Origin of the sequence: Rhodococcus sp. BE178 (assembly GCF_050433545.1) — a bacterium.
In the GTDB taxonomy this organism is placed as follows: Bacteria; Actinomycetota; Actinomycetes; order Mycobacteriales; family Mycobacteriaceae; genus Prescottella.
In genome coordinates this window covers 50,727-72,214 of sequence record NZ_JBNPXA010000018.1, presented here as the reverse complement: position 1 = coordinate 72,214, position 21,488 = coordinate 50,727, and the positions used below count along the sequence as shown (strand labels likewise).

Below are 21,488 nucleotides of genomic sequence, written 5' to 3'. Positions count from 1 at the left end.
ACCGACTTCGCCGGCCTCGACGGCAAAGTCGATGCGCACCTCGATACGGGACTCGGCCGGATCCCTCTCCTGAGATCACGAGGTTTTGTACAAAATCGTTCACGCGTCGAAAACAGTCTCCGAGCGCTCGTGCGCGTCGTGGGCCTCCCGCATCCGCCGGACGCCGTCGGCCAGTACCGCGCCGTCGTAGGTCGCGAAGCAGAGCCGCGCCGCGTGCGGGTGGGCGGCAGCGACTCCGAACGCCCCGCCCGGCACATAGGCGACGCCGTGCCGAACCGCGGTGTCCAGCAGAGTCGCGGTGTCTGTGCCATCGGTGAACTCGGCCCAACAGAACATGCCGCCGTGGATCGTGGAGTGCGCGATCCTGTCACCGAAGGCCTCCTCGAGCGTGCCGACGAGCGCGCCCGCCCGCGACCCGTACGCCGCACGGATCGTGTCGAGGTGCCCGCCGAGCCACGCCGTGTCGCCGAGCAGTTCGGTCGCGATCTGCTGTGTGAGGGACGATCCACACAGGTCGGCGCCCTGCTTGAGAAGTTCGACGACCTCACACACCCGGCGGTCGCCATGCAGCCAGCCGATCCGCAACGCCGGTGCGAGGGTCTTGGATCCGCTCGACAGTCGCAGCACCCGGGCCGAGTGGGTCGCGACGGGGTCGGGGGTCGGTTCGCCGAACCACAGTTCGCCGTACGGATCGTCCTCGATGATCCAGAAGCCGTACCGGTCAGCGAGATTCGCGAGGTGCGCACGCCGAGCCGCGGACAGCACCACCCCGCGCGGGTTGTGGAAGTTGCTGACCGTGTGGACAACCTTGGGCCGCAACCCTTCCCGCAACGACCGCTCGAGGGCATCGGTGTCCATGCCGTCGCCGTCCAGTCCGATGGGCACCAACGCGGCCTGCGCGGTCCGGAACACCTGCAGCGCCCCCGTGTAGCCGGGCTCCTCGACCACGACGACATCGCCCGGATCGAGCAGCACCTGCGCGAGCAGGCTCAGCGCCTGCTGCGATCCGTGGGTGACGACCACCTCGGCTGGTTCGATTCTCCGCCCCACCCGCTCGCTCTCACGCGCCGCGATCGTCTCGCGCAGCGGCGCCCAGCCGGACGTCTCGCCGTATTGGACAGCGCGGGGATCGGCGAATGCCCGCTCGGCGGCCAGCGCAATGCGTTCGCGCGGAACGAGTTCCGTGGCCGGCAGCCCACCGGCCAGGCTGATCACATCTGGGCGGGCGGTGAGAGTGAGCAGATCGCGGATGGCCGAGCTGCGTAGCCCGGCCATCCGTGACGACAACACGAGAGACGGACCGTGCGAGGAATCGAGGGACATAGAGCAACTCCGTAGTCGGGGAAACTGCCGTCGCGCACGACGGCGAAGGACGAAGGCAGATACACCCAGGTCGTCCCGGATCGACGGGGCGGAGAGCGATGCGATGGGCCGATGGTTCTCGACCGACTTATCGCATCGTCCCACAGATCGCTCCACTATATGAAATCATCGTCTCACATGGTGAACAGGACGTCGGTCAGTCCAGGTCGTCGTGACGCATCAGCTGACGCGAGGCCTCGGTGATGGAACCCGACAGCGACGGGTACACCGAGAACGTCTGCGCCAGATCGTTGACCGTCAGGTTGTTCTGCACCGCGATCGCGATGGGCAGGATCAGTTCCGACGCCGTGGCCGCGACCACGACACCACCGATGACGACGCCGGTGGCCGGGCGACAGAAGATCTTCACGAAGCCGCGGCGCAGACCCGACATCTTGGCGCGCGGGTTCGTGTTGAGCGGCAGCATCACGGTGCGGGCCGGGACCTCACCGTTGTCGATCGCGGCCTGGCTGACGCCGACGTTCGCGATCTCCGGGCGGGTGAAGACAGCCGACGCGACGGTCTTGAGCTTGATCGGGCTCACGCCCTCGCCCAGCGCGTGGTACATCGCGATGCGGCCCTGCATCGCGGCAACCGACGCCAGCGGCAGCAGGCCGGTGCAGTCGCCGGCGGCGTAGACGCCCGAGACCGTCGTGCGCGAGACACGGTCCACGCGCAGGTAGCCGCCCTTGTCGAGTTCGATGCCGACCTTCTCGAGTCCCAGGCCCTCGGTGTTGGGTGTGGAACCGACCGCCATCAGGGCGTGGCTGCCGTGCACGGTACGACCGTCCGCGAGCTTGACGACGATGCCGTCCTCGGTGCGCTCGACCGCGTCGGCGCGCGCGTGCTTGACGAGGGTCACGCCGCGCTCGGCGAGCACGTCCTCGAGGACGAGTGCCGCGTCGGCGTCCTCGTGCGGCATGACGCGGTCACGGCTGGACACCAACGTCACCTTGACGCCCATCTCGGTGTACGCGGACACGAACTCGGCACCGGTGACGCCGGAACCGACGACCACCAGGTGCGACGGCAGTTCCTCGAGGTCGTACAGGTGACGCCACGTGAGGATCCGCTCGCCGTCCGGCACAGCGCCCGGCAGCACGCGCGGGCTGGCGCCCGTGGCGATGAGGACGACGTCGGCGTCGAGGACCTTCTCCTCGCCGGTGGTCAGCGTGGCGCGGACCTGGTGCGCCGCCATGCCGATCTGCCGGTCGATGAGCTCGGCGGTACCCGACAGGAGCTGGACGCCCACGCTCTGCAGGCGGGCCCGGATGTCGGACGACTGGACCTGCGCGAGGTTCTTGACGCGGGAGTTGATCTGCGGAAGCGAGATGGTCGCGCTCGCGGGATCGAGGGAAATGCCCAGGTCGGTGGCGCGGCGCATGTCGGTGCGGATGCCGGTGGACGCGATGAACGTCTTGGAGGGAACGCAGTCGAACAGCACACACGCGCCGCCGATACCGTCGGAGTCGACCAGGGAAACGGAGGCGCCGTGCTGTGCGGCCACCAGCGCTGCCTCGTATCCGGCAGGTCCGCCACCGATGATCACGATCCGGGTCATTCGTCCTCCAAGCTCACCGCGCCGGCCGGGATCTCCAGCCAGGCCCGTGCACAACGCTATTCCAGTGACCGGGAACACGCAGGCCGCGACCCCCCTCTGACCCCCCATCATGCGCTCTCGGAATCGCCGAATGCGCCGGATCGTGCGCGCGGCGGTTCTCCCGCTACCCGAGCGTCGAGTACAGCGATTAGGCTTGCCGCCGTGCCGATCTATGCCGCCTACGGGTCCAACATGCATCCCGAACAGATGCTCGAGCGCTGCCCGCACTCGCCGATGGCGGGCACCGGGTGGCTCCGCGGGTGGCGGCTGACCTTCAGCGGTGGCGACATCGGCTGGGAGGGCGCGCTCGCGACGGTCGTCGAGGATCCGGACAACCCGGACGCCAAGGTGTTCGTCGTCCTGTACGACGTCCCGTCCGAGGACGAGGAGCGCCTCGACCGCTGGGAGGGTTCCGAACTGGGCATCCACCGCAAGATCCGGCTGCGTGTCGACACCGCCGACGGACCCGTCCTGGCCTGGCTGTACGTGCTCGACGCCTACGAGGGCGGACTGCCGTCCGCCCGCTACCTGGGTGTGATGGCCGACGCCGCGGAGATCGCCGGAGCCCCCGCCGACTACGTGCGGAGCCTGCGCACCCGCAACAGCCGCAACGTGGGACCCGGCACCCCGTAGGGCCGCCACAGCGCCGCCACAGGGCCGGCTCAGTGTCGACTCAGGACTGGAGCACCAGGTTCGTCAGCACCCGGACCCCGGTCGTCAGCGCCCGCTCGTCCAGGTCGAAGGTGGGCTGGTGGATGTCGAGTTGTTCGCCGTGCCCCGACCACACGCCCAACCGCGCCATCGCGCCCGGCGCCTCCTCGAGGTACCAGGAGAAGTCCTCCCCGCCGCCGGACTGTGGGGTGTCGGCCAGCGCGTCGGGGCCGATCGCGCGGACCGCGTCCTCGAGCATGCGCGCCGACACCTCGTCGTTCACGACCGGCGGCACACCCCGTCGGTAGTTCAACTCGTACCGCACGCCGGTCGGCGCCAACAGCCCGTGCACGATCTCCCGCACCGTCGGCTCGAGCAGCGCCCACGTGTCGTGGTCGCCGGTCCGGACGGTTCCGGTGAGGATGCCGCTGCGCGGGATCGCGTTGGGCGCCTGCCCCGCGCTCACCGCGCCCCACACCATCACGGTGCCGCTGCGCGGATCGATGCGGCGGCTGAGCATGCCGGGCAGACCGGTGATCACCGTGCCGATCGCGTACACCAGATCGGTCGTCAGGTGCGGCCGGGAGGTGTGCCCTCCCGGCGAGTCGAGGACGAGTTCGACGGTGTCGGCCGCCGACGTGATCGCGCCGACGCGCACCCCCACCCGGCCCGCCTCGAGCCGCGGATCGCAGTGCAGCGCGAAGATCCGCGACACCCCCTGCATACCACCGGCGGCGACGACGTCGAGCGCACCGCCCGGCATCACCTCCTCCGCCGGCTGGAAGATGAACCGCACACCGATCGGCAACTGCGGCAACGCGTTCAGCGCCAGCGCGGCACCCAGCAGAATTGCGGTGTGCGCGTCGTGGCCGCACGCGTGGGCCACCCCCGGCACCGTCGACGTGTACGGCGCACCGGTGGCCTCCTGCATCGGCAGCGCGTCCATGTCGCCGCGCAGACCGATCCGCATGCCGCCGGGGCCGATGTCGCAGATGACGCCCGTCCCACCGGGCAGCAGCAGCGGCGACATGCCGGCCGCGGACAGCTGGCTCGCGACGAACGCGGTGGTCGCGAACTCGTGCCGCGCCAGTTCCGGATTCGCGTGGAAGTGCCGTCGCCACCGCGACAGGTCGATCGTGTGCTCGGCGAGCCACTTCTCGATGCCCTCGTTCACCGCCGCGCCACCCCCTCGAGCAGTCGCCCGCGCTGACCCTCGTCGAGTGCAGCACGGATCGCGGTGCGCGCCAACGCTGTAGCGCCGTCCACCACGGCCTGGTCGGCCGACTCGGTCACGGCGGCAGCAGCGAACTCGGGCTGATGGGTCACCGCCCCACCCGAGTCGATCCCCACCACCGGATGAATGCCGGGGAGAACGTGCGTCACGTTTCCCATGTCCGTACTGCCCAGGGGGCGAGACGATTCCAGCTCCACCGGAAGCGGGGTTCGACCGAGGTCGACGATCTCCTCGCGGTAGGCGTCCGCCAGCCACGGATCGGGCCGCAGCTCGGTGTAGGTGGGCGAGACCGTCCGCACCGCGTGCGTACACCCCGTCGCCAGGGCGCCCGCCGCGAAACACGACTCGGCGCGGGCGGCCAGTTCGTCGAGCGACTCCGCGGTCCGCGCCCGCAGGTAGTACAGCATCTCGGCGCGCGCGGGAACGATGTTGGGCGCCACGCCACCGTCGCTGACGATGCCGTGCAACTGCTGCCCGGGCGACAGATGCTGTCGCAGCAGCGCCAACGCGACCTGAGAGACGGTGGTCGCGTCGGCGGCGTTGCGGCCGAACTCCGGTGCCGCCGAGGCGTGCGCCTCCCGACCCGTGAACGTGACCGCGATGTCCGCCAGCGCCAGCGAGGTGGCGCCGACGATGTCGAACGGGCCCGGATGCACCATCAGGGCCGCAGCCACGTCGTCGAACACACCCCGCTCGAGCATCAGAACCTTGCCGCCGCCGGATTCCTCCGCCGGGGTTCCGATCACCCGAACGGTGATCCCCAGCGTGTCGGCGATCGGTGCGAGCGCGAGGCCGGCGCCGACCGCGGATGCCGCAATGATGTTGTGCCCGCACGCATGACCGATCTCGGGCAGCGCGTCGTACTCGGCGAGCACGGCGAGCACCAGTTCCCCGCCCCCGAAGGTCGCATCGAACGCGGTCGGCAGCTCCGCGACCCCGGTACGCACCTCGAAACCGCGGCCCCGCAACACCTCGGTGACCTTGGCCGCGCTGCGGTACTCCTCGAACGCGAGCTCGGGTTCGGCGTGAACGGAGTGCGACAGCGCGACCAGATCGGATCGCGCCGCCGACACCGTGTCCGACACCGAGGCGAACAGCGAGGCCGACAGGGATCCTGATTTCACAGATCCCAGTCTCTCACTCCTGCCCGCCCGGGCCCGCCTATCCGAACTTGAAGTTGCTCTCGTCGGTCTCGGTACCCAGCGCCTCGAGCGTCTCGCGATGGATTCCACGCTTGATCCCGGCCAGGTTCGCGCCGTGCGTGGACGCAAGCGCCGACGCACGCGCGACGGCAGCGCCGAGCACCAGGTCCCCCTCGACCGCGTCGTCGACGATCCCGGCAGCGAGCGCGTCCGCGCCGCCGTACCGGCGACCGGTCGTCATCGCCTCGACCGCCGTCTGACGGGGCAGCCGCGTCGACAGCAGCGTCGACATGCCCACCGTGAACGGCATGTTCAGGTTGACCTCGGGGAGGCAGAAGTAGCCGCGGTCGCTGCGCATCACCCGGAAGTCGTGGGAGGCGACCAGCATCGCGCCGGCGCCGAACGCGTGCCCTTGCACGGCGGCGACGGTCGCCATCGGGAACTCGAGGATGCGGGAGAACACCGTGTGGACCCGGTCGAGGTAGCCCGGCAGCTTGTCGAGATTGCCGAAGATCCAGTCGGTGTCGAGGCCGTTCGTGAAGAACTTGCCGGTGGCCGTCGTGACCAGCGCCGCGGGTCCCTCGTGCGCCTCGACCTCGTCGAGCAACGCGTGCGTCGCATCGATCCAGTCGGGATGGAACCGGTTCTCGTTGTCCGTCTCCCCCTCGTTGCCGAGGTAGAGGACGAAGACGTCGCCTTGGCGATTCAGGTATGGCATGTTCCGGATACTACCCGTGAGTAACATTTCGTGGCGTCGCTACCGGTCGCACTACTGTGTCCCTTCATGGGCACACTCGAGCAGCAGGCCGCCGACGTCCTCGCCGACCGCACCGGAATCGCGAAACACGCCGCCGCCGTCGTCCTCGGATCCGGCTGGCAGGCCGCGGCCGACGCCCTCGGCCGGGCGTCCGCCGCCGTCCCGATGGCCGACCTGCCCGGCTTCGCGACACCGTCCGCGTCCGGCCACGCCGGGACGATGCTGTCGATCCGTGTCGGTGACACCCCGGTGCTGGTGATGCTCGGCCGCGCGCACGCATACGAAGGCCACGAGTTGTCCCGCGTCGTGCATCCGGTGCGCACCGCGATCGCGGCGGGCGCCGGAACCGTCATCCTCACCAATGCCGCCGGCGGCATCCGGGAGGGCATGAGCGTCGGCGAACCGGTTCTCATCAGCGACCACCTCAACCTCACCGCACGCTCGCCCCTGGTGGGCGCGCAGTTCGTCGACCTGGTCGACGCCTACAGCCCGCGACTGCGCGGGCTCGCCCGCGAGATCGACCCGACGCTGAGCGAGGGCGTGTACGCGGGCCTGCCCGGGCCGCACTACGAGACCCCCGCGGAGATCCGGATGCTGCGCACCCTCGGCGCCGACCTGGTCGGGATGTCCACCGTGCACGAGACCATCGCCGCCCGGGCGCTCGGCGCCGAGGTACTGGGTGTCTCGCTGGTCACCAACCTCGCGGCCGGGATCACCGGCCAGCCACTCGACCACGCCGAGGTCCTCGCGGCCGGGCAGGCGTCCGCTGCACGCATGGGTGGGCTGCTGCGCGAGTTGCTGGCGCGGTTGTGAATCTCCGTTTCGGCACCGCGGGCCTGCGCGGGCCCGTCGGGGACAGACCCGGCTGCATCAACGTCGGCGTCGTCGAGCGCACGACGGCCGGCCTCGCACAGTGGCTGCGGGACCGGTGCCTCGGCGGCGGGACCGTGGTGGTCGGCCGGGACGCACGACACGGGTCGGAGGAGTTCGCCCGCGCCGCCGCGGAGGTCCTGACCGCGGAGGGATTCGCGGTGACCGTGCTGCCGCGACCGCTGCCCACTCCCCTGGTCGCGTTCGCGGTGCGCCGCCTGGGCGCGGTGGCCGGGGTCCAGATCACGGCGTCGCACAATCCGCCCGCCGACAACGGCTACAAGGTGTATCTGTCGGGCGGCGCGCCGCTGGCCGCGCCCGCGGACCGGGAGATCGAGGACGCGATCGGACGGGTGGGGCAGATCCGCCGCCAACCGGTCTCCCCCGCCGACGACACTCTGCTCGACGACTACCTCGAGCGCGTGGCCACACTGCCGTACGGGGATCGCCGCGATGTCCGGATCGCGTTGACCGCGCTGCACGGCGTGGGCGGCGAGACCGCAGTCGCAGCACTGCGTGCCGCCGGCTTCACCGACATCCACACCGTCGCGTCGCAGTTCCTGCCGAACCCGGACTTCCCCACGGTGACCTTCCCGAATCCCGAGGAACCGGGTGCGACCGACACACTGCTGGCCCTGGCCGCCGAGGTCGATGCGGACGTCGCGATCGCGCTCGACCCCGACGCCGACCGCTGCGCCGTCGGTGTTCCCGCCGGGGACGGCTGGCGGATGCTCACCGGCGACGAGACCGGAGCGCTACTGGGGCAGCGGATCCTGCAGCACGCCCCCGACGGGGCCCTCGTCGCGACCACGATCGTGTCGTCGACGCTGCTCGGGAAGATCGCCTCTGCCCGCGGTTTCCGCTCGGCCCGCACCCTGACGGGATTCAAGTGGCTCGTCCGCGCCGGGGACGGCCTGGTCTACGCGTACGAGGAAGCGGTCGGACACTGCGTGGACCCCGACGTCGTGCGAGACAAGGACGGCATCTCGGCGGCGGTGCTGGTGGCCGACCTGGTCGCCGACCTGGCCGGTTCGGGCCGCACCGTGCAGGGCGTGCTCGACGAACTCGCCGTCGAGTTCGGGGTGCACGCGACCGGCCAGGTGTCGATTCGCTTCGACAACCTCGGCGACATCGCTCGGATCATGGCGCGGCTGCGTACCGATCCCCCGACCGAGATCGCCGGGATCCCGGTCGAGGCAACCGATCTGGGTCGGTCGCGCGGCGCGATGCACACGGACGCCGTCGTGTTCACCGGACGCGATCTGCTCGTGACGGTCCGCCCGTCGGGCACCGAACCGAAACTCAAGTGCTACTTCGAGGTGGTCGAAGCCGTCCCGGCCGGTGACGTCGCTGCGGCGCGGGCGACCGCGTTCGTGCGCGCCGGGCTGGTGCGTCGTCAGCTGGAGGATGCGGTCACGTGAGAGCCTGAGACAAACATCAATACAACGAGGGGTCGCGACATGAAGGTCATCGGCAGCACGAGAACGAAGACGGCCGCGCTCGTCGGCGTCACGTTGGTTGCTCTCGTCGGCTGCGGAAACAACGACGGCGACACCGCCACCGCAGCGGCCACGCCGACGACAACCACGTCGACTGCTGTGGCGACGAGCGCATCCCAGTCGTCCAGCGCGACGGCCGCCGCCGCGAACGCCACGACTCCCGCGCCGGCCACGAAATCACCGGCGAGTTCGGGCGGGGCCCTGGCACCGGGCTGGAACACGAAGGTCTTCGAGCACGCCGGCCGGACCGCGATCGCGGCGGTTCCCGGCGGCTCGCTGGTCTCCATCGAGGAGAACAGCGACGGTAGTTGGGTGGTCCAACTCATCAACACCGACGGCGCCGCGATCGAGGTCGGTGTCTCCCCCGACGGCGACAGCATCATCGCAGGACCCTCGGCAACCGGGGAACGAAACCCGGGTACCGAGGAGGCGAACCTCGATTACACCGCCGCTACGGGCGTCGTCCTCGCGGAGGTCCCGGGCGGCCGGATCATCGACCTGGAGCTCGTGGTGGAGAAGGGCGGCACGTACGTGTGGGAGGCCGACGTGATCGACGCCTCAGGCGTGCAGCGCGCAGTGGACGTCGATGCAGTCACCGGCCGCGTCCTGCAGAACACGACGCGCTGACCGAACGGAGGCGGCCACCGGTCCGGTAGCCACCTCCGTCCACGCACGATCGAGCTAACGCGGACCGAACTGGCGATCACCCGCATCGCCGAGTCCCGGCACGATGAAGGCGTTCTCGTCGAGGCCCTCGTCGACGGTCGCGGTCACGAGCCGCACCGGGTGGCCGGAGTTCGCGAGAGCGTCCACACCCTGCGGGGCCGCGACGACACACACGGCGGTGACATCGGTGGCGCCCCGCGCGACCAGCAGGTCGATCGTGTGCACCATCGAACCACCGGTCGCGAGCATCGGATCGAGCACGTACACGGGAATGCCGGACAGGTCGGCCGGCAGCGACTCGAGGTACGGCACCGGCTGGTGCGTCTGTTCATCACGCGCCATGCCGACGAATCCCACCTGGGACTGCGGGATCAGCGAACTGGCCTGCTCCACCATGCCGAGACCGGCCCGCAGGACCGGGACCAGCAGCGGCGGATGCGCCAGCCGGATTCCGGTCGTCACGGCGACGGGCGTCTTGACCTCGAACTCCTCGACCGGGGCGTCGCGGATGGCCTCGTAGATCAGCATCTGGGTGAGTTCACGCAGCGCGGACCGGAACGTTGCGTTGCTGCTGCGTTCGTCCCGCATCGTTGTGAGGAGAGCTGCTGCGAGCGGATGGTCGACCACGTGCGTATCCATGACTTCACAGGATAGTGGGGCGCCGCCGCCACTCGAACTCGCCCGGAAACTTGCCGGAACCGAATCCACCGCCCGTGCGTCCAACCCTGCGACGGAATCAGTTCGACGGGGATGCACGGGGGGATGCAATGAGCGAGTTCTCAGCGGTGACGGAGGGAATCACCGCGTTCGGCGTCACCGCCGCGACCATGGCCGCACAGTCCGAGGCCGCCCAGGCGGGCGCCGCAGCCGCAGGTTCGGCACTGCTCGGACCGGTGTTCGGACTGATCGGCGGCGACTTCGTCACGGCGTTCGAGACCGCCCAGGCCGCACATGCAACGGAACTGGGGCGCCTGGCCGCGGCCTGGTCGGCGATGAGCGCGGCCGCGGCGACCACCGCCGCCACCTACGACGCGACCGACGCCGGGACAGCGGCGTCGCTCGGTGCAACCGGAGTCGCGCCGTGATCGACCTGCTCGCGCGACCCGTCCTCGACCTGCTCGGCGCCTTCGGTTCGGGCGCCCTGCCCAGCGGGTCCCCCGCCGACGCCATCCGAGCCGCGTCCGATGCGGTCGACGCCGTCCACGCGCTCGGTCGCATCGGGATCAGCGACCTCGGCGGCGTGTGGACCGGGACCGCCGCCGACGCGGCGATCGACAAGGCCGAGGCCACGCAGGCCGCGTCGGTACACCTGTCCGATCGGGGCCGGGAGATCGCGGCGGTCGTCGAGGCCGCGTCCGAGTGCGTCCGGGCCGGTACCGCCGAACTGCAAGGCATCCTCGACTCCTTCCTGTCCATCGCCTCGTCCGCGCTGCCCATGCTGGCGACGCCGGCTGGGCAGGCAATGCTGATCGGCGCCGCGATCGAGCACCTCGGACGGGCCCTGGCCGTGGTCGATCGGGTACGCGGCGAGCTGGCCGTGCACACCGGGAAGATGGTCGAGCTGACGGCACCGGACCCCGTACCCAGCGATGCCCGCACCGTCGCGGCCTCGGCCAGCGCACCCGCGCCCGTCACACCTGCGGCCGCCGCGCCGCCGACCGGCACTCCGCAGTCCGACGCCGCGGGCCGTCTCGTGTCGGCGTTCGCCGGCTCCTACCGCTCGCCGACACCGCCGGTCGGCGGCGCACCTGCGGGCACCGTCTCCTACGGGTCCGGGTCGTCCGCCGGCTCGGTCGAGACCGGGAGCGCCGGCGGGTCCAGCTCGTACGACCCCCGGTTCGGTGGCAGCGGCATCGAGATCCTGCTGCCCGACGGCAGCACCGCCGTCGCCCCCAACGAGGAAGCCGCGAACGCCGTCCGCAATGCGCTCACGCAGCAGGGCGTCCCCTATCAATGGGGTGGCACCACGCCGGGGCAGGGTCTGGACTGCAGTGGCCTGACGCAGTGGGCATACGGCGAGGCCGGTGTCGAGCTGCCCCGGCTCGCTCAGGAACAGGGTGTCGGGATCCCCGTCGACCAGGAGAGCCTCATGCCCGGCGACCTCGCCGTGTGGGACGGGCATGTGGCGATGGTGATCGGCAACGGCCAGATGGTCGAGGCCGGCGACCCGGTCTCGGTGAGCTCGATCCGTACAACGAACAGCGGCATGGGCTTCTACGGCTTCTACCGCCCCACCGAGTGACCGGAGGAACATGACCCTCGAACCACCGTCCCCGCCGGCCCCCGAGGTCGCGACCGCGGTCAACCGCGCGCGGACCGTCGCGGTGCGCGCCACCGAAGCCGGCCTGCCACTCGACATTCGGATCGACGAGCGCGAACTGCGCTACGGCGGCGAGTGTCTGGCCGACGAGATCCTCCGGCTCTGCCGAGAGGCCGCGCGGGAGGCCGGCAGCCGCCGACGCGAGCAGCTCGCGCACGACGGCATGCCCGAAGACGTCCTCGACCGGCTCGGGCTACCGACCCGTGAGCAGGTCGCGGTCGCCCAACAGGCCGAGGACGAGAACCAGGCCCCGACGAGCTGGATGCGACGGGTATGAGCGGACACGACATGGACGCCATCGTGCGGCGGGCGTCGGCGCAATTGAATATGTTCGACGACGCGCTGTCGGGGCTGCGATCCATCCGGGCGCACGCGGTCAGCGACGACGGCAGGGTGCGTGTCGAGGTCGACGGGAACGGCAGCCCGACCGGGCTGTGGCTCAGCGATTCCCTGCTCGGGCTCGACGCCCGTGCCCTCGGCCGGACGATCACACACACCGCGCACCGGGCGGCGGCCGTCGCCGCCGAGGAACGGAACCGGATCACCGCGGCCCTGTTCACCGACTTCACGAACAGCTGACCTGTGTCCGGCTATATCTTTGCGCGTGAGCTGGCTAGGCTTCCGGCCATGGCTGGAGACATCGTCCCGATCGAACTCGGTCTCACCCGAGGCGACCTCGTCACGCTGTGGGCTCCTCGCTGGCGCGAGGGCGACGACGAGTGGGAGGCGTTCCTCGGTCACGAGGAGGACCTGTACGGCTTCCCCTCCGTCGCCGAACTCGCCGCCTTCATCCGCACGAACAACGACAACGACCTCGTCGAGCACCCGTCGTGGCCGGTCGTCTCCAAGCTGGCCGCGCCCGAGCTCGAGCCGGACGAGAACTTTGCGTTCGATCTGATCGGCGTTCCCGAACTGGCCGCCGGCGATCCGGAAGGGCTGACCATCTCGGAGCTCGAGAGCACGCTGGCGATGGTGCGCAACATCGGTGAGGTGTGCGATCTCGAGCCGGTGATCAAGTTCTTCGAGAACCACCCCGAACTCGCCTACCTGCGCGGCGGCGCCGACGAGTTCGTCGGCCGCGAGGGCGAGGCGCTGTGGGACCGGATCGGCACCGCGGTCGCCGAGGACTGGGACGCCGTGCTCGACGCGATCGATTCGATCGTCACCGCCCCCGACATCGACGCCGACGCCCTGTCGATCGCGGAGGCGGAGGTCCTCGCGGCGGAGGAGAACGTGGTCGACGCCGACGACGACGCCGAATCGGACGAGGACTACGAGGAGTACGACACCGACGAGACCGAGGAGGAAGAAGAAGAGACCTTCTGGACTCTCGTCGGAATCGACCCGATCAAGATCATCACGTCGGAGACCACGTACTACTCGCTCCGCTGCTACCTGAACGATCACGCGGTGTTCCTCGGACACGGCGGCCGGATCTCGGTGTTCGGTTCCGAGCGCGCGCTCGCCCGCTACCTCGCCGACAACCACGACCACGAGCTGGCTCGGGTCAGCACGTACGAGCAGGTGCAGAACGCCGCGGTGGACGGATCGCTCGACGTCGAGGTCACCGACGAGAACGTCTACGTGCTGCCGGGCCTGGCCGACGACCTCGCCGCGGGCCCCGACACCGTCGATGCCGATCAGCTCGAACTCGCCGTCGAGCTGTTCACCGATGCGGCGGACTTCGCGAAGGACGACGCGACCGACGCAGCGCTGGCACCGTCGACCCCGCTGGGCTGGTACGTCTCGTACATCATCGAGCCCACCCCGAGCCGGATGACGCCCAATCCGCCGTTCCAGGCCGAGTCCGAATCGTGGCGGGCGCTCGAGAACGAGTTCGAGAACCGGCTGCGTCCGGAGTAGGCCGGGATCGGGCCCGGCTCAGCCGATGAGGACTGCGTAGCCGGGCTTGATGACGTCGTCGATCAGCGCCAGCCGCTGATCGAACGGGATGAACGCGGACTTCATCGCATTGATGGTGAAACGTTCGAGGTCACTCCAGCCGTACCCGAACGTGTTCACCAGCGCCAGCATCTCGCGGCTCATGGAGGTGTCGCTCATCAGCCGGTTGTCGGTGTTGACGGTGACGCGGAACCGCAGGCGCGCGAGCAGATCGAAGGGGTGCTCCTCGAGAGTCGCCACTGCCCCGGTCTGGACGTTGGAGCTGGGGCACAGCTCCAACGGAATCCTCTTGTCGCGCACGTAGTCGGCGAGCAGTCCGAGTGTGACGTCGCCTTCCGGTCCGATCGTGATGTCGTCGGTGATCCGGACTCCGTGCCCCAACCGATCGGTGCCGCAGAACGCGATGGCCTCGTGGATGGACGGCAGACCGAACGCCTCACCGGCATGGATCGTGAAATGGGCGTTGCAGGTCCGCATGTATTCGAAGGCATCGAGATGCCGACTCGGCGGGTAGCCGGCCTCGGCGCCCGCGATGTCGAAGCCGACCACGCCGCGGTCCCGGAACCGGACCGCCAGTTCCGCGATCTCGCGCGAGCGCGCCGCGTGCCGCATCGCGGTGAGCAGGCACCCGATGCGGATGTCGGTCCCGGCGGCCCGGGCCACCGCCGTGCCCTCCTCGAAGCCGGCCAGGACGTGCTCGACCACCTCGTCGAGGGTCAATCCCGCGTCGAGATGTTGTTCGGGCGCGAAGCGCACCTCGGCGTAGACGACGCCGTCGGCGGCGAGGTCCTCGGCGCATTCGCGCGCGACCCGGCGCAGACCCGCCGGTGTCTGCATCACCGCGACGGTGTGAGCGAAGGTTTCGAGGTAGCGCTCGAGCGATCCGCTGTCGGCGGCGTCACGGAACCATTCGGCGAGTTCGTCGGGCGTGTGCGCGGGAAGTTCGGTGTAGCCGCACTCGGTGGCCAGTTCCGCGACGGTCGCGGGCCGCAGACCACCGTCGAGGTGGTCGTGCAGCAGCACCTTCGGCGCTCGGCGCAGGTAGTCCAGATCCAACGGCGCTGTCATGGCTAGACGGTAGCCGCGGATCCCGGCGATCGCGTGGCATCGACATGCCGGATGTCGGAACGTGAAGTGACAGAAGCATGGCGAAATAAAGTTACCGGCGAGTAGGTTATCGACACGCAATGTTCACCCGCGTGAGACATTTTCCACATTGCATATGGCGGCGTTATACCCGTCGTTCACCGTCGCCGCCACTCGCCAGTCCACCCCGGATGCAACCCGACGAAACGCCCACGCACCCGATCAACAGTGTCGCGCAACAACTTCCGCCGAAACAGGGCCGAAGGTCCTCACCCGATCACACGGGCTGAATGGATGCAGAGAATCGACAGGCGCCCCCAAACTTGCCATGGGAAGGCAAACCTAACAAGCATTTTCGACGCCGTACGAACCGCACAGAGAATTAGTTCCCGGATTCGGTTGGGTTTAGAGTTCACAGAAGTCGGTTTAGGTTCTCGTCGAGCCCGAGCTGCGGTACTCCCGAACAGTGTTGCAGGCTCGACGCGCCCACCAAAGACGTTGGAGGCACAGCACTCGATGAGCAGCACGACGGAAGCCGCTCCCACGAAGGAGCGCACCCGGTCGCTATACCGGGGCGACCCCGGAATGTGGTCCTGGGTTCTACACCGGATCACCGGCGTCGCAACATTCTTCTTTCTCTTCGTCCACGTCCTGGACACCGCGCTCGTGCGCGTCAACCCGGACACCTACGACCGCGTCATCGAGACCTACAAGAACCCCCTTGTCGGTCTCATGGAGCTCGCGCTCGTTGCCATGGTGCTGTACCACGCACTGAACGGCATCCGGGTGATGCTGGTGGACTTCTGGTCGAAGGGCCCCCAGTACCAGCGCGTCATGCTCTGGGTCATCCTCGCCATCTGGTTCGTGGTGATGATTCCGGGCGCAGGTCGCATCTTCTACAACATGTTTGCGGGGCACTGACATGACGACAGAAGCCAAGTCTCTGGGCACGGCGTACGACCGCCCTGCCAGCCTGGACAACCCCCGCTCGCCGCGTCGCGCCGCGAAGAACAACTTCGAGCTCTACGCATGGCTGTTCATGCGGTTCTCCGGCCTGGCACTCATCGTGCTGGTCCTGGGCCACCTGTTCATCATGCTGATGCTCGACGACGGCGTGCACCGCATCAACTTCGCGTTCGTCGCGGGTCGCTGGTCCAGCCCGTTCTGGCAGTTCTGGGACCTCACCATGCTCTGGCTCGCCCAGCTGCACGGCGGTAACGGTCTGCGCACGGTCATCGCGGACTACTCGCGTAAGGACTCCACCCGGTTCTGGCTCAACACGATCCTGGTCGTGTCGATGATCCTGATCATGGGCCTGGGTACCTACGTCATCTTCACTTTCGACCCCAACATCTCGGCGAGCTAGGGGAGCAGACACTTCATGCAGGAACATCGTTATGACGTCGTCATCGTCGGCGCCGGCGGCGCAGGCATGCGCGCAGCCATCGAGGCCGGGCCCCGCGCCCGCACCGCGGTCCTGACCAAGCTGTACCCCACTCGCAGCCACACCGGTGCCGCACAGGGTGGCATGTGCGCCGCGCTGGCCAACGTCGAGGAAGACAACTGGGAGTGGCACACCTTCGACACCGTCAAGGGCGGCGACTACCTCGCCGACCAGGACGCCGTCGAGATCATGGCGAAGGAAGCCATCGACGCGGTGCTGGACCTCGAGAAGATGGGTCTCCCGTTCAACCGCACCCCCGAGGGCAAGATCGACCAGCGTCGTTTCGGTGGTCACACCCGCGATCACGGTAAGGCCCCGGTTCGCCGCGCGTGCTACGCCGCCGACCGCACCGGTCACATGATCCTGCAGACGCTCTACCAGAACTGCGTCAAGCACGACGTCGAGTTCTTCAACGAGTTCTACGCGCTCGACCTCGCGCTGACCGAGACCCCCGAGGGCCCCGTCGCCACCGGTGTCATCGCCTACGAGCTCGCGACCGGCGAGATCCACGTCTTCCACGCGAAGTCGATCGTGTTCGCCACCGGCGGCTCGGGCCGCATGTACAAGACGACGTCCAACGCGCACACCCTCACCGGTGACGGCATGGGCATCATCTTCCGCAAGGGCCTGCCGCTCGAGGACATGGAATTCCACCAGTTCCATCCGACAGGTCTGGCGGGTCTCGGCATCCTCATCTCCGAGGCTGTCCGAGGCGAGGGCGGCATCCTCCGCAACGCCGACGGCGAACGCTTCATGGAGCGCTACGCCCCCACCATCAAGGACCTCGCGCCGCGCGACATCGTCGCCCGCTCGATGGTGCTCGAGGTGCTCGAGGGTCGCGGCGCCGGTCCGAACAAGGACTACGTCTACATCGACGTCACGCACCTCGGCGAGGACGTGCTCGAGGAGAAGCTCCCCGACATCACCGAGTTCGCCCGCACCTACCTGGGCGTCGACCCGGTCACCGAGCTCGTCCCGGTGTACCCGACGTGCCACTACGTGATGGGTGGCATCCCCACCAAGATCCGCGGTGAGGTGCTGCGCAACAACGAGGACGTCGTCCCCGGCCTGTACGCCGCCGGCGAGTGCGCCTGCGTCTCGGTGCACGGCGCGAACCGTCTGGGCACCAACTCGCTGCTCGACATCAACGTCTTCGGTCGCCGCGCCGGCATCGCCGCCGCGGAGCACGCCGAGAACAGCGACTTCGTGCCGCTGCCGGAGAACCCGGCGAAGATGGTCGAGGAGTGGCTCGAGGTCATCCTGTCCGACCACGGCCACGAGCGTGTCGCGGACATCCGGACCGAGCTGCAGCAGACCATGGACAACAACGCGTCGGTGTTCCGCACCGAGGCCACGCTGACCCAGGCGCTGCAGGATGTGCGTGCTCTCAAAGAGCGCTACAACCACATCACGGTCCAGGACAAGGGCAAGCGCTACAACAGCGACCTGCTCGAGGCCGTCGAGCTCGGCTTCCTGCTCGAGATGGCCGAGGTCACCGTCGTCGGTGCACTCAACCGCAAGGAATCGCGCGGCGGACACGCCCGCGAGGACTACCCGGATCGCAACGACGCCGAGTACATGCAGCACACCATGGCCTACAAGGTGGGCGACGGTCTGCTCTCCGACATCCGTCTCGACTACAAGCCGGTGGTCCAGACCCGCTACGAGCCCATGGAGCGTAAGTACTGATGTCCGCACCTGTCATGGACAAGGACGCACCCGCGCTGCCGCCCGTTCCCGAGGGCGCCGTCATGGTCACCCTCAAGATCGCCCGGTTCAACCCGGAGGACGGCGAGGGCCAGCGCTGGGAGAGCTTCCAGGTCCCCACTCTGCCGACCGACCGCCTGCTGAACCTGCTGCTGTACGTGAAGGGCTACCTGGACGGCACCCTGACGTTCCGTCGCTCCTGCGCGCACGGCGTGTGCGGTTCGGACGCGATGCGGATCAACGGCGTCAACCGTCTGGCCTGCAAGGTCCTGATGCGCGACATGCTGCCCAAGGACGGCTCGCCGATCACGATCACCGTCGAGCCCATCAAGGGTCTGCCGGTGGAGAAGGATCTACTGGTCGACATGGAGCCCTTCTTCGACGCGTTCCGCGCCGTGAAGCCGTTCCTCATGACCTCGGGCAACGAGCCGACCCGCGAGCGCATCCAGTCGCAGGCGGACCGTGCACGCTTCGACGACACCACCAAGTGCATCCTGTGTGCCTGCTGCACCACGTCGTGCCCGGTGTACTGGAGCGACGGCAGCTACTTCGGCCCGGCCGCGATCGTGAACGCGCACCGCTTCATCTTCGACAGCCGTGACGAGGGCGCCGCCGAGCGGCTCGACATCCTGAACGACAAGGAAGGCGTGTGGCGCTGCCGCACCACCTTCAACTGCACCGACGCGTGCCCCCGTGGCATCCAGGTGACGAAGGCCATCCAGGAAGTCAAGCGCGCACTGCTGTTCGCCCGCCAGTGATGTTCCGGTAAGCCACGCACCACCCGTTCTGCGCACTTGCCGCTGTTCCCGACCAGTTCGGGGCAGCGGTGAGTGCGCAAAATGCGTTTCAGGGCATACCCTGGACTCTCGTTATGACTGCTCTCGACAAGACTGCGCGACGGCGTCTGCTGCTGACCGCCACAGCCGCCACGCTCGCCTTCGGCGCCGGGGCCGCCCCCGCCGCCGCTCTTCCCGTGGCAGCGCAGCAACCGTCGGCAGCCGACGTGGACCCCTCGCCCACCACCACTCCCCCGTTCAGCACCCCTAGCACCGACAGCTGCCCGCACCGGCAGTCACCACCGCCGGCGATCGACCTGTCCGAGGTGCCGCGCCCCGGCGGGTCGGCGCCCGCTCCCGTCCCGGTGCCGGACGACCCCGTCGGCGGCGACGCGCTCGGCAACTGCGGCATCGTCACCGCCCCGGGCACCCCGCCCCTGCCCGCGGACCTGTCCGCGACCGGCTGGATCCTGTCGGACCTCGACACCGGCCAGGTACTCGCCGCGAAGGACCCGCACGGCCGCTACCGGCCGGCGAGCACGATCAAGATCCTGTTGTCGCTGGTCGCCCTCGACGAACTCGATCTCGACAAGACCGTCGTCGCGGACGCGACCGCTGCCGCTACGGAGGGCAGCTCGGTGGGCCTCGGCGCCGGCGGCACCTACACGAACCACCAGCTGATGCAGGGCCTCGTGATGCGCTCCGGCAACGATGCCGCCCACGCCCTCGCTGCACAGCTCGGGGGCGACGAGGCCACCGTCGCCAAGATGAACGCCAAGGCACAGTCCCTGGGCGCGTTGGACACCCGGACGGCGTCGGTCTCGGGCCTGGACGGTCCCGGCATGTCGACGTCGCCGTACGACCTCGCGCTGTTCTTCCGTGCGGCGATGCAGAACCCGACGTTCGCGCAGCTGATCTCCACCGACGAGGTGATGTTCCCCGGGCACCCGGCAGACCCGACTGTGCCCGACAGCAAGCCGGTCGAGCCCTACCCGATCTACAACGACAACCTGCTGCTCGCCAACTACGCGGGGGCACTCGGCGGCAAGACCGGTTACACCGACGACGCCCGCCAGACGTTCGTGGGCGGCGCCGATCGCGACGGGCGGCGGCTGGCGGTCACGCTGATGGCCGCCGACGTGCTGCCCATCCGTCCGTGGGAGCAGGCCGCACGGCTGCTCGACTACGGCTATGCCCTCGATCCCGACACTTCCGTGGGCGCACTCGTGGATCCGATGTCCGCGACCGACGGCTCGGCGGTGGCCGTCGCGGGACCGGACAGCTCCGACGCCGGCGGTATGGATCTGGCATCCGGATCGGATCTGCCGAACAAGGACGTCGCCGGTCGGGTCGCGGTGGGGATCGTCGGATCGGGCGTGATCATCGGGCTCCTCGGCTGGGCCCGCGCGCTCACCCGCCGCCGGCGCCGCTGAGCGTCGGTCAGTCCCCCCGGCGCTTCCACAGGCCGGCCAGGCCGATGGCGGCGAGCGCGCCGGCGCCGGTGAACGCGAGCGCCTCCTTCACCGTCGGGCCCGCCCGCAGTTGCACGCGCGGGCGGATGACCGCCGAGTCCGGCGGCGGCACGAACGCGTTCTCGAGGTTCTCCCGCGCGGTCGCCGCCCACGCGGTCGCGAAGAGGATCAGGCGCGCGGTGAGATTGCTGAACACGAGCAGGCCGATGATCGGTCCGAACGCGATACCGGCCGGCCCCTGACTGACAGCCGCCAGATAGAGCGCTCCGACCTGTCGGAAGATCTCGAACACGATCGCGGCGGCGAAGGCGGCCCGGGCGGCGCTGCGCAGCGTCACCGGTTCGCGGGGCAGGCGCGCGATCACCCAGGTCAGCACGGCCCACGTCGCGAGCAGACCGATCACGAGCGACACGATCCGCACCGCCACCCCGACACCGGTGATGTTCTCCGCGCCGAGCCATTCGACGACCTTGCCCGACAGGGGCCCGTTGCTGAGAGCGGACAGTCCGAACGACACGAGCATCGTCAGGCCCAGCCCGAGGAGGGCCGCGAGATCCTTCAACTTGGTGACGATGAAGTTCCCGGACTCGTGGGTGGTCTCCCACATCGCGGTCAGCGCGTCGCGCAGGTTCGCCATCCACCCGAGTCCCGCGTAGGCGGCACCGAGCAGACCGAGCACACCGACACCGGTACGCGCCGAGATGGCCGAGTCGATCAGGGAGTTGACGGTGTCGCCGAGCCCGCCCGGCATGTTCTTGCTGACCTGGTCCTGGATGTCGGTGATCCAGTCGGGATTACCGGCGAGCACGAAGCCCGCGACGGCGAACGCCACCATCAGGATCGGCACGATCGCAAGGATCGTGAAGTACGTGATCCCGGCGGCGTAGTAGTCGCCCTTCTGCTGCTGATAGCGCCCGCCCGCGCGAACGAGGTGATCCAGCCACGGCCGCGCCGCTCGCTGCCTGTCGAGAAAGCTCGGCGCCTCGTCCGTCATGTGCAG

The 21,488-nt window shown here is 69.1% G+C and carries 22 protein-coding genes; 14 read left to right on the top strand and 8 right to left on the bottom strand.

The genetic code is table 11. From position 1 onward, the window contains the following. Positions 1–99: 99 nt before the first annotated feature. Complete coding sequence (locus tag J2X34_RS24765; protein ID WP_429520009.1) at positions 100–1,323, bottom strand: PLP-dependent aminotransferase family protein; 1,224 nt, start codon at positions 1,321–1,323, stop codon at positions 100–102. Positions 1,324–1,519: 196 nt separating this feature from the next. Beyond that, positions 1,520–2,923: an NAD(P)H-quinone dehydrogenase gene (locus J2X34_RS24760; protein WP_114721849.1), complete on the bottom strand. Its 1,404-nt coding sequence runs from the start codon at positions 2,921–2,923 to the stop codon at positions 1,520–1,522. A gap of 201 nt (positions 2,924–3,124) precedes the next feature. On the opposite strand from J2X34_RS24760, the gene J2X34_RS24755 reads away from it, so the two are divergent. Then, on the top strand, positions 3,125–3,595 hold the full coding sequence (locus J2X34_RS24755; RefSeq protein ID WP_114721848.1) for a gamma-glutamylcyclotransferase: 471 nt from the start codon (positions 3,125–3,127) through the stop codon (positions 3,593–3,595). 40 nt (positions 3,596–3,635) lie between these two features. Here the strand turns inward: J2X34_RS24755 and J2X34_RS24750 are convergent, their stop codons facing one another. The 3 genes from J2X34_RS24750 to J2X34_RS24740 form a co-directional block, all read right to left on the bottom strand. Further along, a complete protein-coding gene (locus J2X34_RS24750; protein WP_429520008.1) occupies positions 3,636–4,787 on the bottom strand; it encodes an amidohydrolase in 1,152 nt (383 codons plus the stop codon). Continuing rightward, on the bottom strand, positions 4,784–5,920 hold the full coding sequence (locus J2X34_RS24745; protein ID WP_429520023.1) for a M20 family metallopeptidase: 1,137 nt from the start codon (positions 5,918–5,920) through the stop codon (positions 4,784–4,786). The genes J2X34_RS24750 and J2X34_RS24745 overlap by 4 nt, the downstream gene beginning before the upstream one ends. An 88-nt stretch (positions 5,921–6,008) precedes the next feature. Next, positions 6,009–6,707, bottom strand: a complete 699-nt coding sequence (locus J2X34_RS24740; RefSeq protein WP_114721846.1) for an enoyl-CoA hydratase/isomerase family protein — start codon at positions 6,705–6,707, stop codon at positions 6,009–6,011. Between the two features lie 66 nt (positions 6,708–6,773). On the opposite strand from J2X34_RS24740, the gene J2X34_RS24735 reads away from it, so the two are divergent. From J2X34_RS24735 to J2X34_RS24725, 3 genes are read left to right on the top strand one after another with little or no spacing between them, the layout of a single operon-like run. Further along, on the top strand, positions 6,774–7,559 hold the full coding sequence (locus J2X34_RS24735) for a purine-nucleoside phosphorylase (protein WP_429520007.1): 786 nt from the start codon (positions 6,774–6,776) through the stop codon (positions 7,557–7,559). Continuing rightward, a complete protein-coding gene (locus J2X34_RS24730; RefSeq protein ID WP_429520006.1) occupies positions 7,556–9,037 on the top strand; it encodes a phospho-sugar mutase in 1,482 nt (493 codons plus the stop codon). The genes J2X34_RS24735 and J2X34_RS24730 overlap by 4 nt, the downstream gene beginning before the upstream one ends. A 39-nt stretch (positions 9,038–9,076) precedes the next feature. Beyond that, positions 9,077–9,742, top strand: coding sequence for a PepSY domain-containing protein (locus tag J2X34_RS24725; RefSeq protein WP_429520005.1), 666 nt, complete (start codon positions 9,077–9,079; stop codon positions 9,740–9,742). Positions 9,743–9,796: 54 nt separating this feature from the next. Here J2X34_RS24725 and upp read toward each other — a convergent pair whose 3' ends face one another. Continuing rightward, positions 9,797–10,420, bottom strand: a complete 624-nt coding sequence (gene upp / locus J2X34_RS24720; protein WP_114721842.1) for a uracil phosphoribosyltransferase — start codon at positions 10,418–10,420, stop codon at positions 9,797–9,799. Between the two features lie 128 nt (positions 10,421–10,548). Between upp and J2X34_RS24715 the strand changes: the two genes are divergently transcribed. The 5 genes from J2X34_RS24715 to J2X34_RS24695 are packed head-to-tail and all read left to right on the top strand — an operon-like array spanning position 10,549 to position 13,964. Then, entirely contained in the window at positions 10,549–10,866 is a 318-nt protein-coding gene (locus tag J2X34_RS24715) for a type VII secretion target (protein WP_114721841.1), read from the top strand. Beyond that, positions 10,863–12,023, top strand: a complete 1,161-nt coding sequence (locus J2X34_RS24710; protein WP_114721840.1) for a C40 family peptidase — start codon at positions 10,863–10,865, stop codon at positions 12,021–12,023. Before J2X34_RS24715 ends, J2X34_RS24710 begins: the two co-directional genes overlap by 4 nt. A 10-nt stretch (positions 12,024–12,033) precedes the next feature. After that, positions 12,034–12,378: a hypothetical protein gene (locus J2X34_RS24705; RefSeq protein WP_429520004.1), complete on the top strand. Its 345-nt coding sequence runs from the start codon at positions 12,034–12,036 to the stop codon at positions 12,376–12,378. Next, positions 12,375–12,680: a YbaB/EbfC family nucleoid-associated protein gene (locus J2X34_RS24700; RefSeq protein ID WP_114721838.1), complete on the top strand. Its 306-nt coding sequence runs from the start codon at positions 12,375–12,377 to the stop codon at positions 12,678–12,680. Before J2X34_RS24705 ends, J2X34_RS24700 begins: the two co-directional genes overlap by 4 nt. A 48-nt stretch (positions 12,681–12,728) precedes the next feature. Next, complete coding sequence (locus J2X34_RS24695; RefSeq protein ID WP_174912102.1) at positions 12,729–13,964, top strand: primosomal protein; 1,236 nt, start codon at positions 12,729–12,731, stop codon at positions 13,962–13,964. Between the two features lie 18 nt (positions 13,965–13,982). Here J2X34_RS24695 and J2X34_RS24690 read toward each other — a convergent pair whose 3' ends face one another. Beyond that, positions 13,983–15,071 (bottom strand): adenosine deaminase, encoded by a 1,089-nt coding sequence (locus J2X34_RS24690; RefSeq protein WP_114721836.1) that lies wholly within the window; start codon positions 15,069–15,071, stop codon positions 13,983–13,985. Positions 15,072–15,605: 534 nt separating this feature from the next. Between J2X34_RS24690 and sdhC the strand changes: the two genes are divergently transcribed. The 5 genes from sdhC to J2X34_RS24665 all read left to right on the top strand — a co-directional run bounded on the left by sdhC (position 15,606) and on the right by J2X34_RS24665 (position 20,449). Then, positions 15,606–16,010, top strand: coding sequence for a succinate dehydrogenase, cytochrome b556 subunit (gene sdhC / locus J2X34_RS24685; RefSeq protein ID WP_114721835.1), 405 nt, complete (start codon positions 15,606–15,608; stop codon positions 16,008–16,010). 1 nt (position 16,011) lies between these two features. After that, positions 16,012–16,455: a succinate dehydrogenase hydrophobic membrane anchor subunit gene (locus J2X34_RS24680; protein WP_114721834.1), complete on the top strand. Its 444-nt coding sequence runs from the start codon at positions 16,012–16,014 to the stop codon at positions 16,453–16,455. 15 nt (positions 16,456–16,470) lie between these two features. Then, the gene (gene sdhA, locus J2X34_RS24675; RefSeq protein WP_174912111.1) at positions 16,471–18,222 is read left to right on the top strand and encodes a succinate dehydrogenase flavoprotein subunit; all 1,752 of its coding nucleotides are present in this window, start codon (positions 16,471–16,473) and stop codon (positions 18,220–18,222) included. Continuing rightward, a complete protein-coding gene (locus J2X34_RS24670; protein ID WP_114724263.1) occupies positions 18,222–18,998 on the top strand; it encodes a succinate dehydrogenase iron-sulfur subunit in 777 nt (258 codons plus the stop codon). The genes sdhA and J2X34_RS24670 overlap by 1 nt, the downstream gene beginning before the upstream one ends. A 113-nt stretch (positions 18,999–19,111) precedes the next feature. Continuing rightward, positions 19,112–20,449 (top strand): D-alanyl-D-alanine carboxypeptidase family protein, encoded by a 1,338-nt coding sequence (locus J2X34_RS24665; RefSeq protein ID WP_429520003.1) that lies wholly within the window; start codon positions 19,112–19,114, stop codon positions 20,447–20,449. A gap of 7 nt (positions 20,450–20,456) precedes the next feature. Here J2X34_RS24665 and yhjD read toward each other — a convergent pair whose 3' ends face one another. Beyond that, positions 20,457–21,482 (bottom strand): inner membrane protein YhjD, encoded by a 1,026-nt coding sequence (yhjD, locus tag J2X34_RS24660; protein ID WP_429520002.1) that lies wholly within the window; start codon positions 21,480–21,482, stop codon positions 20,457–20,459. Between the last annotated feature and the right edge of the window lie 6 nt (positions 21,483–21,488).